The sequence below is a fragment of the Natronocalculus amylovorans genome (assembly GCF_023638035.1).
GTDB classification, from domain to species: Archaea; Halobacteriota; Halobacteria; order Halobacteriales; family Haloferacaceae; genus Natronocalculus; species Natronocalculus amylovorans.
Map to the genome: position 1 here is coordinate 238156 of NZ_JAKRVX010000001.1, position 12140 is coordinate 250295.

Here is a 12140-nt window from a genome sequence, read left to right on the forward strand (position 1 = left end):
TAATGTGTCGTATATGACAACGACCAGTACGGTATTGTTGGGTGCACAGGATACGGTGTTACAAACACCAGAAACACAGGCAGAGATTTTTGAATTTATTTTTAATGACACGCTGCTCGCCAGTTCGTTTGTTGCAAACATTGCGCTGGCAGGATTAACGATTCTTGCAATCGTCTTCCTTGCACGTGGTGTCAGTGACCCGCGAGCACAGCTCATCGTTATTTCCACGATGCTTATTTCGGTTGTCTCGATTTCCAGCTACACAGGGCTGACATCTGGACTGACAATAAGTTTCATAGAGATGCCGGCAGGGCATGCCAGAGCAGGAGAAGAGGTGTTGACTATGTGGGGTCGGTATCTCACATGGACATTCTCTACACCGTTCATTCTCATCTCGCTCGGGCTCATTGCAGGATCTAATCTAACGAAAATCGGAACATCCGTTGCGTTCACGATCGCAATGTGTGTCACCGGACTTGCAGCCGCGCTGACAACGTCTTCCGTTCTCATGCGCTGGTGGTGGTTTGTGCTGAGTTCGATCTTCTTCCTCGTGATCGTCTACATCATTCTTGTTGAGTGGTCTGCAGAGGCAGAGGCCGCTGGAACGTCCGATCTGTTCAACACGTTGAAACTGTTGACTGTTGTCGGTTGGTTTGGCTACCCAATTCTTTGGGGACTTGGTGTTGAAGGAATTGCAGTGCTCGATGTTGGGTTGACATCGTGGGGCTACAGTATCCTTGACATTATCACCAAATACATTGTGACGCTCTTGATCGTCATGTACGTCGCAAAAGAGCCATCCGAGATCACTGCCGGTTCAGACTACGGTGCGACCCGGAAATCTAAATCTGCAGCTGCAACACCAGCAGACGACTAAACGAACACAACTAATTCGGGATTGCGGTTTATTTTTTCAGTGTTTGTGTGCATAACACTCATTGATGAATATGACATAGTGTAGGCTGTGTCCACTGCTTGCGTCTTGAGTGTTCTTCCAGCACAGAACGATCGGCTCCGAGAAGCCTGCTCAGAACGATCGATCGACGTTGTGACCGCCCCAACAGTGTCGAACGCCGTGGCTCAGCTAATCGATCGAGAGCTCCCGATAGCGTGTGTTGTACTGTCAACAACAGCAGAGCCCGATAACGTATCGGTGCTTGTTAACGCACTACTGCAGTCCGAACAAGAACGACCGTGTCTGCTTGTCGGTCGAGAAGGTGAATCGCAATTTGTTGTGGATGAAGACATGATCGAGACGGTTGATTTCGAAGAGGGCCATGACATTGTGCCAACGATCTGCGGCTGGCTACAGAAACAGGACGTAATAGCAGACCAGCGCACGCACACAGTGCCGACCGATGCAGAAATTGCGCATGCGGTCGATAGCGCACCTATTGGAGTCAGTATTACAGATCCCTCACAAACGGACAATCCGTTGGTCTACGTGAACGAAACATGGACGGAGATGAGCGGATATGAAACGGAGACGCTGCTTGGAAAAAATGCACGAGTGCTCCAAGGTCCGGAAACCGATACCGAGACGGTTACCAAAATCAGGCATGCAGTTGCGAATAACGAACCGATCACAACAGTCCTCAAGAACTATCGAAAAGACGGGACGTCGTTCTGGAATGAGTTGACACTTGCGCCGGTTTTTGATGCTAACGGGACGTTACAGCAGTATGTTGGATTCCAAAATGATGTCACTGAACGAAAGCGGGCAGAAGCGCTCGCACGTGACCGGACAACGGAGTTAGCAGCAGAACGTGCAGTGTTAGACCGAATTCTCACCCGGATTGATGGACTGTTTGAGCTGGTTGTCGAAGCGTTGATTGAGGAAACCACCCGTGAAGCGATCGAGCGACGGATTTGTCGTGCGGTTGTCGAGGCAGATGGCTGCAGTGGGAGTTGGATTGCCTGCGTTGACTCGGAAGCGCTGCATATTGCAACGACATCGGGGTACACTGTTGAGGGGTCACAGACTGTGTCATATGAGAGACTGTCTGAGCCGATTGTCACTGCGATTGAGTCGACTACTGCAACACTGGTTTCGGGTGACCTCTGTACAGAAACACCAATACACCCACAACAGTCTGACGGTGAACAGCTGCTCCTTGTCCCGCTCCACTATGCACCAAAAGAGTATGGCGTTCTTGGTATTCATATTGCAGATGCAGACCTTGTCGATGATCGTGAGCTCACGTTATTTGAATCGCTGGGTGCGATAATCGCGACTGGACTCCACATTGTTGAAACAGCGCGAATGTGGACAACAAACCAGATTAATGAGACGACATTTAAAATCGAAGATGAATCATTCCTTTTGAATGAGATTGCAGCACATATAGGCACAGATGTTGAATATCTTGGTGTCGGAGCTGGGTCTCAGAACGGTTGTTATGAGCTCTATCTCACACTGTGTTCTCAAGGCTGTAACATAGACCAGTTGACCGCACTTACACCCGTCTCTGCGGTTCGGCGCATCGATGAGGGAGATGGAAGAACAACAGTTGCACTCACCATGGCTACTACTGCCGTGTTTTCATCTTTCGCAGACGAAAACGCACACATCGTACAGGCTCACGCAGATGGAGCTACCGCGGAAGTTGTGGTCACATCACCAGTCGAACAAGATGTTCGGTCGATTTACACACGTCTTACGGAGGTGTATACGGGGGTTTCGCTCCGTGCACAAAAAGAGCGAGAGAACCGTAACCCATCACCACCAGAGTTTCAAGCAACGGTCCGTAGCCGACTAACCGATCGTCAACAGACGGCAATCGAGAGTGCACATCTAAATGGCTATTTCGAGTGGCCACGCTCAGTTGATGGCGATGACCTTGCTGCAACAATGGACATCTCTCGACAGACGTTCCATCAGCATTTGCGGGCTGCTGAAAAGAAAATCGTCGATGCGTATCTCGACGAATAGCGAATGTGCAGTTATTTCTGCATTTGTGCTCAGGCTGAGATGATCTACGGTGAGAGACGTTGTCGATCTCGTGGGAATAACACTGCTTCACGGATGTTATCCAATCCGAGGATCGTCATGACAAGTCGCTCGCCACCGAGTCCGAAGCCTGCGTGTGGCGGCATGCCATATTTGAACATCTTTGTGTAGTAGTCAAACGCCTCGGGATCGAGGCCCTGTTGTTCGAATCCGGCGATGAGATGCTCGTATCGGTGTTCACGCTGTCCACCGGAGACAAGTTCCATCCGCGGGTGCATCAGATCGAATCCGGTCGACAGCTGCTCGTCGTCCTCGTGGTCCATGATGTAGAACGGCTTAATTTCCGATGGCCAGTCGGTGATGAAGTAGTGCTCACCAACATCTTCTCCGAGTGCAACCTCGCCCTCGGTTGGGAGGTCGTCTCCCCAGACAAGCTGTTCATCAAGCTTTCCTGTTGCGTTGATCCGTTCGATCGCTTCCTCATAGCTCAGTCGTGGGAAGTCCCCATCTGGAACCTCGAACTCCTCGGCGAGGCCGATCGCTTCAAGCTGTGCTTCGCAGTTCTCTGCAACTGCTTCGTATGCGGCTTTGACGACTGCCTCTGCAACGTCCATCGCTTCGGTGTGGTCGCAGAACGCACCCTCAAAGTCGATCGAGGTCGCTTCGTTGAGGTGCCGTGGGGTGTTGTGCTCTTCGGCGCGGAAGATCGGTCCAATCTCGAACACGCGCTCGAGGCCAGAGCCAGCCATCAGCTGTTTGAAAAGCTGTGGACTCTGGTTCATAAATGCCTCTTCACCGAAGTACGTAATTGGGAACAATTCGGTTCCACCTTCGGTACCGGTTGCGACGATTTTTGGCGTGTTGATTTCGGTACAGTCGTGGTTGCGGAACGTCTCTCGGGCTGCACGCTGAATCTCCGCGCGAATCTCGAAGATTGCTTTGACCTCCGGCTTTCGAAGATCAAGCGTCCGGTTGTTTAGACGGGTTGAGATCTCAGCATCAACTTTCCCCGATGGATCGAGTGGGAGTTCGGTGTCTGCTGCTGCGATAACTTCGACTTCAGAGGGAGTCACTTCGACACCCGTTGGCGCACGCGGTTCCTCTGCGACGGTACCTGTAACAGAGAGGACGGATTCTCGGGAGACACCAAGACCGGTCTCAACGAGGTCTTCATCCATATCGTCTTTTTCAAATTTGATCTGAATCTGTCCGGTTTTATCCCGGAGAATCAAGAAGGCGATTCCACCAAGGTCACGAATCTCGTGAACCCACCCTGCGACAGTTACCTCATCGCCGGGCGCTGCATCTGCAGTGTATGTTCGGTTACGCATACTCTGTGGTTGCCGAGGGACAGGCATAAAAGACCCCGTTTCCGATCGGATCGAGAGCCACTCTTTTCGAAACAGAAAACATGGGTTAGAGCGCACCTAGCCACGCATTTATCAGTATTCAACTCGTATATTGGTACATATCAATATGGTGTGGGTTCACATGCGGTCAGAGAGCGGCGGTGCTATACATTCAGAACAAGTTCAAGACAAATTTTCACGGTGTTCTTAGCAGATGCCATCAGGATTAAAACGTGAACTTGGGTTATTTTCGACGAGCGCAATTGCGATCGGTGCGATGGTTGGCAGTGGTATTTTCATTCTCCCCGGTGTCGCATACATGCAGGTTGAAGGGCCAGCAGTTGTCGCCGCATTCCTTATTGCTGGCTTGCTTGTGTTGCCTGCTGCGTTAAGTGCATCCGAAATGGCGACTGCGATGCCGGAAGATGGCGGGTCCTACGTCTATGTTGAACGTGGGATGGGCCCACTATTAGGAACAATTGCAGGCATCGGAAACTGGTTTATGCTCTCGTTTAAAGGCGCACTTGCGCTTGTCGGCGGTGTCCCATATCTTATTTTTGTCGCGCCGGGAGTTGCAGAATACATTATTCCAATTGCGATTGGGCTTGCATTGCTGTTCACCATAATTAATATCGTCAGTACAAAAAGTGCAGGTGGATTTCAGTTTGCGATCGTTGGTATTATGATTCTCGTGATGGGATGGTTTGTGGTCAGCGGTGCACCGGATATCGTCCCAGAGCGGACTGCAGGTGCATTTTCGGTTGGGAGTGGTGGCTTCCTCGCCGCAACCGCACTGGTATTCATCTCTTATGCTGGCGTGATTAAGATTGCAGCAGTTGCAGAGGAGGTCAAAGACCCTGGAAAGACGATTCCTCGGGCGATGATTGGGTCGTTGGTTTTCACCACACTGCTGTACGTGCTCATTGTATACGTCGCGATTGGGCTTGTTGACATTCCTGCAGCAATAGAGGCCGGAGAACTCAACGTAGATGGTGAGGGGCCAATCATGGCGTTAGCTGCGGATGCCACGCTCGGACCAGTTGGTGTGGCTGCGGTTGTACTGGCTGCGCTCCTTGCGCTTGCATCAACCGCGAATGCAGGCCTCCTTTCAGCGTCGCGATTTCCGTTTGCGATGGCCCGAGATAATCTTGCACCGTCGCAGTTTGAAACGGTGAGCGATCGGTTCAATACCCCCGTGCTTTCGGTTGCTGTTTCGGGTGGTATTATTATCCTGCTTGTTGCGTTCTTTCCGATCGATCAAGTCGCAAAGTTCGGAAGCGCGTTTCAGATTATTGTCTTCATGCTCGTGAATCTCGCACTGATTGGCTTTCGTGAGGGAACTGTTGAGGGGTATGATCCCGAGTTTGTGGCACCGTTATATCCATGGGTTCAATTGTTTGGAATGGCGAGTGGGCTTGTTGTACTCACACAAGTTGGGACCGTTCCACTTCTCGGCGCGGTCGGTGTGACATCTGTTGCAGTAATATACTACGTACTATACGCCAGCAAGCGCGTCGATCGAGAAGGTGCCGCACGTGGCGCAATCCGACAGAATATTGGTGAAGCTGCAACCGATCGGACTCGGAGTTTGTTTGAGGATGATGGTGAGTACGACGTGCTCGTGGCGCTGACTGATCAAACATCCGACCAGACAAAACGGGGTATGCTTCGAGTTGCGACTGATACGGGCCGATTGCGTACAACAGATGTCTCTGTCGTTGAGTTTCTTGACATACCACACCAGATCTTCGCCGAGCAGCACGCAACAGTGATTGAAAAAGATGAGCCGGAGTGGCTCCAAACCGCTGACGGCTCGCTCCCCAAATGGTACCCAGACCGACAGGTAAATCAAGAAACAGATGGTGGACAAACAGCCCCGCTCTCAGAGCGCAATGGAGAGAGACAATCTGCGAACACCAAAATACGCTACCGCGAGATCGATAGCGAGGACCACAAAGACGCGATTGTCGATTTTGCAACGTATGAGGGGATTGACCTACTACTAATTGAACGTCGAACGGCAGATTTCTACGATCAGCTGTTCGGTGGTGAAACACAGTGGATCTTAGACAATGCACCGTGTGATGTTGTGCTCGTTGAAGACAGAGGATTCACGGGGGCAGACGAAATCGCGGTGGTTGCAAACCGTGGTGCATTCGATCCATTAAAAATACTGCTGGCAGATGCAATTGCGGAGGAAACAGGGGCCGAGCTGAACCTACTTCATGCACTTCCAGCAGATGCACCCGAAAGCCAGCGTGAAACAATCAAAGCCTATCATAACGAACTCATTTCGCTCTGTACTGTTCCTGCGCGGTCAACGGTTATCGAGACAGACGATCGAATTAAAGGTTTAACGCGGTTCGTTGGTGAGGCTGATCTATTGGTTACCGGCGTCGATCGATCCGGAATTAGCGGGCAGCTATTCGGGCGACCGGCAAATCGGTTGGTTGACTCAGTGTCGTGCACCTCGCTGATGGTACAGACACATGATGGGGCAAAACGGAGAGGGATACTCCGGCGTCTACTGATGGATTATTTGTTCTCCTAACGGAGCTACTCGGGTGTAGCGATCGTTCCGTGGGCGTTTTTGACGCCTTCGACAGTCTCTCGGACTGCATCGCATCCCTGATCGTGAAGCAGATCACCAACAACAACGACATCTGCGTGTTGTCCCATCTCGTAGGCAGTATCGTAGTCCCGAATACCACCGCCATAAAAGAGCGTAGAGTTATCTAATGCATCGTGCGCCGCCGAGACAATTTCTGTATCACCGAACGTGCCGGAGTACTCAATATAGATGATCTCTTGTCCGAACATCTTCTCTGCAACGCGGGCAAATGAGGCCACATCCTCCGCGGATTGATCGCAGTCCGCTTCGGTGTACTCTGCAACCGATGCCTCTGGATTCATCACGATGTACGCCTCGGTTGTGGTTCGGTCCCAGTCAAGACCGTTCTCGATCCGAACCCACTCTTTATGTGCGCCAACGATCCAGAAGGGGTCTTTAGAATTGAAGACGGTTGGAATAAGATAGCCATCAAGTGCTGGCGAGTCGATAACAACACCGGGGTTTGATGGTTCCTGATACAGGGGAACATCGTACTCCGCACAAGCATCAATGACTCGCTGCATCTTTTCTTCAGTCATTCCGAGCGTTCCGCCGATCTCGATCGCATCGGTTCCCGTCTGACAGACATCTTCGAACGTTTCGCCCGGCTGTAACTCTTTGTCAGGATCAACTTTGAGAATGTGATCCCACGATTCCCACGGCTTACTCATTGTCAGGAGTTGTTCCGTGTGAAGATAAAAAGGGTCCGATGAACAACTGTGAGGATCATCACTAACTCCGTCCAAAATAATACGATTATATGGACGACTCTGAAGAGAACGTGCTCGGAACACCGCTTGCACCATGTAGTATGTCGCCGGAAACAGGCTACCTCCGGGATGGACACTGTCGGCAGCTCGATCGTGATCCTGGGCGACATGAAGTCTGTGCAGTTATGACGCAAGCGTTTCTTGAATACAGCCGCGAACAAGGCAATGACCTCATTACACCACGCCCCGAGTGGCAGTTTCCGGGGCTACATCCTGGCGATCGGTGGTGCGTGTGCCTCCCTCGGTGGGTCGAAGCATTGGATGCAGGGGTTGCACCGCCAGTCTTGTTGGAAGCGACAACCGCCGGCGTGACAGATGAGGTTTCGGTTGAAACGCTCCGTAAGCATGCGTACGAAGAAGACGAAGACAAAAGCGAGGCTGAGGGCGGGAGCGACTAGCAGACAGCGGTGGTATTTTCCTGCTTGCTGACGTGTGATATTGTATGGTGAGCGAAATCACGGCATCGGAGCTTCGGGATCGTCTGGATGCAGGCGACGAGTTTGTTCTCCTCGACACACGCGATACGGAGAGCTTCGAAGGGTGGCGTATTCCGGGATCGGTGCAGTATTTTTATAAACCGTTTCACGAGTTCGATCTCGATGCGCTCGTTTCCGCGACTGGTATCCAGAAAGACGATGAAATAATCACAATCTGTGCAAAAGGGAAGGCCTCCTATGCGATCGCCGAGGATCTTGAATCTGCGGGATACAATGACGTAACGGTTGTGCTTGAGGGGATGAGAGCGTGGAGTGCCGTCTATGATCACGTGCCGATCGAACTGGCTGACGATCTGACAATCGTGCAGATCCAGCGCAGAGCAAAAGGCTGTCTTGGCTATCTCATTGCGTCAAACGGTGAAGCTGCAGTCATTGACGCAACGCGTCACACGGACGAGTTCACGGCTGCAGCAGACGCGCTTGGAACGCCAATTACAGCGGTGTTTGATACCCACATCCATGCAGATCACATCTCCGGTGGGCGATCGCTTGCGACAGCGCTTGACGTGCCATATTATATGGGTCACGAAGCGGCAGGCAGAGATGTTACACATGCGTTTGAGCCCCTTGCACCGAACGACGTTGTTGAAGTTGGTGGTGTCGATATCAAAGCGCTCGCAACGCCTGGGCACACCTCCGATATGGTGAGCTATCTCATTGACACCGAAGCAGTCATCACTGGCGATACGCTGTTTGTTGAGTCGGTTGGACGAACGGAGCTTCAGTTTGGCGACGGTGAAGCACAGACGGGTGCAACACAGCTGTATGACTCGCTTCATCGAACACTCCTTGCAGAGCCGGACAGCGTCACGGTGCTGCCGGGTCATTTCACGATTCGAAACGATGGGACCTCACCGGCGACATCAGGTGAGCCGATCGTCACCACAATTGGAGAGACACGGGTTGGATTAGACATCCTCTCAGCAGATCGGGATGACTTTGTTGAGCGGATCACTGCACGGTTGCCAGAGAAACCACCGAACTATGAAACCGTCATCGGAATCAATCAGGGATCGACGACCGTGGAGAACGAAACGGACGCGATCGAACTGGAACTGGGTCCGAATCGGTGCGCAGCGGAGACGGACGCAGGTGCAGATTAAATGCGGCTAGGGATGCTTCAAAAATTCGAATCTTCCGGGCGATCGTAAACACGAGTTATCGCCTCTGAAGACAGTCTAGTATATTGGTGAACTGTATGTCTGCACAAGCAAAAACCACCGAGTCACAAGTATCGCTCGAACTGAACCGAAGTCCATGGATCGTCGCAATAAGCGGTGGGCTCCTTGGTGGCGCAGCAATGGGACTGTTGATGCAGTTCTGGATGGATGCAATGCCTGCGATCGGTGCACTGTATGGACAGCCAACACTCACCGCAGGATGGGCAGCACATCTTGTTCATAGTATCCTCTTTGCATTGCTCTTTGTTGCAGCAATCCGTGAGACCCCGATTAGCAAGTATGCGACAAGCATGCAGAACATCATTGGACTTGGCGCACTCTATGGCGTTGTGCTCACGATCGTCGCTGCGTTCGTGATGCCGCTATGGCTAAACACCGTTGCAAACATGGGGATGGCAGTTCCATCGTTCTCGATTCCATCGTTTACCGCACACATTGTCTTCGGTGTCCTCGTCGCAGGTGTGTACGCACTTGCACGACGGACCTAGATTTTCATTTTTTCAAAGAGTGGCTCAAGAGAGACCGTTTTCTCAATGAGCGCTGCAGCGCGATCGTACGGATCTGTCGATTCCATTTCAATATCCGGACGCGATCGATCCGCTGAGCGATACACTGCAGCAACAAATCCATCCCGTACAGTTTCGTTTTCAAAGAGCCCGTGTAGATACGTCCCAAGGACAGACTCATTGCAGTACCCAAGCGCTGGCGATCGATCGGTAACGCGAGCCTCAACATCTGCATCAGCATCAGCATCGGTATCAGTATCCGCGTCACCAAACGGAAGCGATCGGGTATCCACGGCCTCACCTGCAACGGCAGTTGTCTCTCCAGTATGAATCTCATACCCAGTGACAGTCCCGGAGACACCCGCAAGCGGACCGACGCCATCAACCGTCAGCGTCGCTGGACGAACCTGTTTCTCCGAAAAAAAGCGTGTCTCAACCGGGAGGAGCCCAAGCCCAGCGAGACAGTCATCGGTATCTGTTTCGCTTGTTGCCTCGGTGTGAACAGCAGTGAGTTTCTCACCGAGCATCTGATAGCCGCCGCAAAGTCCGACGATCGGCCCGTCAAACGATCGGATCTGTTCTGCCATCCCCTGCTCGTAGAGTGCGAGCAGATCGTTGACGGTGTTTTTTGTGCCGGACAGAATCAGTGCATCGGCGTCACTGAGATCATCATCCAGTGGAGTATAGACGATTCGGACGCCAGGAACACGCGCAAGCGGTTCAAGATCGGTCATATTCGAGGCACGTGGAAATCGCGGAACCGCAATGGTGACGGACGATTCAGGCGGGACGCCATCATCCGCACCAGTACGTTTCCGCTCCCCTTCAGCAGGCAGTGAGACGCTATCTTCTTCCGGCAACCCCGGATCGTCATACGGAATGACACCTAACACAGGAACGTCGGTTCGTTTCTCAAACGCATCTAGTCCTGGCTCAAGGAGCGAGGGGTCACCGCGGAACTTTGTGATGATCACCCCACAAACCTGTTCACGAAGGTCATCAGGCATCAGTTCAAGCGTCCCAACAAGCGACGCAAAGACGCCGCCACGTTCGATATCCCCGACGAGAACGATCGATGCCTCTGCAAATCGGGCCGTCTCAACATTTGCTAAATCGCGATGGTGAAGGTTAATTTCGGCAATCGAGCCTGCGCCCTCTGCAACAATAACCTCATGTTCGCTCGCAAGCCGATCGTGTGCGGAACGCGCGGTTTCACGCGCCTGTTTCCAGTGGTCATCGTAGTAGCTCCCAGCAGCGAAGTGGCCAACACCAACGCCATCAAGCACAAGTTGTGATTCGCCATCACCACGCGGTTTGAGCAGCACCGGATTCATATCAGTCGTTGCGCTCACTCGTGCGGCTCGTGCTTGAACCGCCTGTGAGACACCAATCTCACCAAATGGAGGGCCATCGGCGTTCGTTCGCGGCACTGCATGTGCGTTGTTGCTCATATTCTGCGCTTTGAAAGGGGCAACTGAGAATCCCCGATCAGCGAGGAGCCGACAGAGCCCGGCTGCAACCGTGCTTTTGCCAACATGGCTTGCAGTCCCTGCGATGAGAAGTGTCTCTGCTGACATGAGAGTACTCAGTACTCAGTCCCACTGCGTGCACGCTGGCCAGCATCGATCGGATGCTTCTCTTTTCCGACCTGTGTGACGAGGTCTGCATGCTCATACAGGTATTCGGGTTTGGTGTGACTTCCAGTTAGAACCAACTCCAGTCGGTCAGGAGCGCGATCGATAACGGCCAACACATCATCTTCAGTAAGGAGGCCTTGATCTGCAGCGTAGAGAATCTCATCCAGAATCAGCATATGAACGCCCGCAGCAGGATCGCTATCGGGATCAATCGGCTCTGACAACACTGCATCTTGCGCAGCGTCAAGGAGTGCAAACGTCCGTTCAAGGGCTGCATCCGCGTTTGTTTGATGGTCGCTATCCTCGCTTCCGTCTGCAAGCCCGTGCCAGCCGTAGTGGCCAGTATTTTCGTAACTGAACCCCGGCATGGCGGCGATCGCGTTGTACTCTCCACGGACGGATTCGACGCTGTCTGCACCGCCTTTCATGAATTGGAGCATATGGACTCGATACCCATGGCCGGCGGCACGAAATCCCATTCCCATTGCTGCAGTTGTCTTTCCTTTTCCATCCCCCCACCAGACCTGTGTGAGGCCGAACTCATCAGGGGCAGTTGGTTCGATCGACTGTGCTGTTGGCTTGATCCCTTTGCCGGGTGTGTTGCGGCGAACCTCTTTTGGGTCAGTCATAAAAGATACT

10 protein-coding genes are annotated in these 12140 nt (G+C 52.4%); 6 read left to right on the forward strand and 4 right to left on the reverse strand.

Annotation, left to right across the window (positions count from 1 at the left end; genetic code table 11):
• The first annotated feature begins 13 nt into the window (after positions 1-13).
• Positions 14-877 (forward strand): bacteriorhodopsin, encoded by an 864-nt coding sequence (locus tag AArcSt2_RS01265; protein WP_174652896.1) that lies wholly within the window; start codon positions 14-16, stop codon positions 875-877.
• 87 nt (positions 878-964) lie between these two features.
• A complete protein-coding gene (locus AArcSt2_RS01270) occupies positions 965-2932 on the forward strand; it encodes a bacterio-opsin activator domain-containing protein (RefSeq protein WP_250582386.1) in 1968 nt (655 codons plus the stop codon).
• A gap of 44 nt (positions 2933-2976) precedes the next feature.
• On the opposite strand, the gene aspS is transcribed toward AArcSt2_RS01270, so the two are convergent.
• Positions 2977-4281: an aspartate--tRNA(Asn) ligase gene (aspS, locus tag AArcSt2_RS01275; RefSeq protein WP_174652894.1), complete on the reverse strand. Its 1305-nt coding sequence runs from the start codon at positions 4279-4281 to the stop codon at positions 2977-2979.
• 232 nt (positions 4282-4513) lie between these two features.
• Here aspS and AArcSt2_RS01280 point away from each other — a divergent pair, with 232 nt between their 5' ends.
• A complete protein-coding gene (locus AArcSt2_RS01280) occupies positions 4514-6850 on the forward strand; it encodes an amino acid permease (protein ID WP_250582389.1) in 2337 nt (778 codons plus the stop codon).
• Between the two features lie 5 nt (positions 6851-6855).
• Here AArcSt2_RS01280 and AArcSt2_RS01285 read toward each other — a convergent pair whose 3' ends face one another.
• Positions 6856-7581 carry a phosphoglycerol geranylgeranyltransferase gene (locus tag AArcSt2_RS01285; protein WP_174652892.1) on the reverse strand — a complete coding sequence of 242 codons (726 nt, stop codon included), beginning with the start codon at positions 7579-7581 and terminating at the stop codon, positions 6856-6858.
• A gap of 89 nt (positions 7582-7670) precedes the next feature.
• Between AArcSt2_RS01285 and AArcSt2_RS01290 the strand changes: the two genes are divergently transcribed.
• The 3 genes from AArcSt2_RS01290 (at position 7671) to AArcSt2_RS01300 (ending at position 9846) form a co-directional block, all read left to right on the forward strand.
• A complete protein-coding gene (locus tag AArcSt2_RS01290; RefSeq protein WP_250582391.1) occupies positions 7671-8078 on the forward strand; it encodes a DUF2237 family protein in 408 nt (135 codons plus the stop codon).
• Between the two features lie 44 nt (positions 8079-8122).
• Entirely contained in the window at positions 8123-9280 is a 1158-nt protein-coding gene (locus AArcSt2_RS01295; protein WP_250582393.1) for an MBL fold metallo-hydrolase, read from the forward strand.
• A gap of 95 nt (positions 9281-9375) precedes the next feature.
• The gene (locus tag AArcSt2_RS01300) at positions 9376-9846 is read left to right on the forward strand and encodes a hypothetical protein (RefSeq protein WP_250582395.1); all 471 of its coding nucleotides are present in this window, start codon (positions 9376-9378) and stop codon (positions 9844-9846) included.
• Here the strand turns inward: AArcSt2_RS01300 and AArcSt2_RS01305 are convergent.
• Both AArcSt2_RS01305 and AArcSt2_RS01310 read right to left on the reverse strand, forming a co-directional pair.
• Positions 9843-11441, reverse strand: a complete 1599-nt coding sequence (locus AArcSt2_RS01305) for a cobyric acid synthase (RefSeq protein ID WP_250582397.1) — start codon at positions 11439-11441, stop codon at positions 9843-9845. The genes AArcSt2_RS01300 and AArcSt2_RS01305 overlap by 4 nt on opposite strands.
• Before the next feature lie 8 nt (positions 11442-11449).
• Positions 11450-12130: a cob(I)yrinic acid a,c-diamide adenosyltransferase gene (locus AArcSt2_RS01310; RefSeq protein ID WP_174652887.1), complete on the reverse strand. Its 681-nt coding sequence runs from the start codon at positions 12128-12130 to the stop codon at positions 11450-11452.
• Positions 12131-12140 lie beyond the last annotated feature (10 nt).

What these genes read in the sequence shown, in the direction of transcription:
- AArcSt2_RS01265 (WP_174652896.1), top strand. Translation starts at nt 14, where the DNA reads ATGACAACGACCAGTACGGTATTGTTGGGTGCACAGGATACGGTGTTA.
- aspS (WP_174652894.1), bottom strand. Translation starts at nt 4,281, where the DNA reads ATGCGTAACCGAACATACACTGCAGATGCAGCGCCCGGCGATGAGGTA.
- AArcSt2_RS01280 (WP_250582389.1), top strand. Translation starts at nt 4,514, where the DNA reads ATGCCATCAGGATTAAAACGTGAACTTGGGTTATTTTCGACGAGCGCA.
- AArcSt2_RS01285 (WP_174652892.1), bottom strand. Translation starts at nt 7,581, where the DNA reads ATGAGTAAGCCGTGGGAATCGTGGGATCACATTCTCAAAGTTGATCCT.
- AArcSt2_RS01290 (WP_250582391.1), top strand. Translation starts at nt 7,671, where the DNA reads ATGGACGACTCTGAAGAGAACGTGCTCGGAACACCGCTTGCACCATGT.
- AArcSt2_RS01295 (WP_250582393.1), top strand. Translation starts at nt 8,123, where the DNA reads ATGGTGAGCGAAATCACGGCATCGGAGCTTCGGGATCGTCTGGATGCA.
- AArcSt2_RS01300 (WP_250582395.1), top strand. Translation starts at nt 9,376, where the DNA reads ATGTCTGCACAAGCAAAAACCACCGAGTCACAAGTATCGCTCGAACTG.
- AArcSt2_RS01305 (WP_250582397.1), bottom strand. Translation starts at nt 11,441, where the DNA reads ATGTCAGCAGAGACACTTCTCATCGCAGGGACTGCAAGCCATGTTGGC.
- AArcSt2_RS01310 (WP_174652887.1), bottom strand. Translation starts at nt 12,130, where the DNA reads ATGACTGACCCAAAAGAGGTTCGCCGCAACACACCCGGCAAAGGGATC.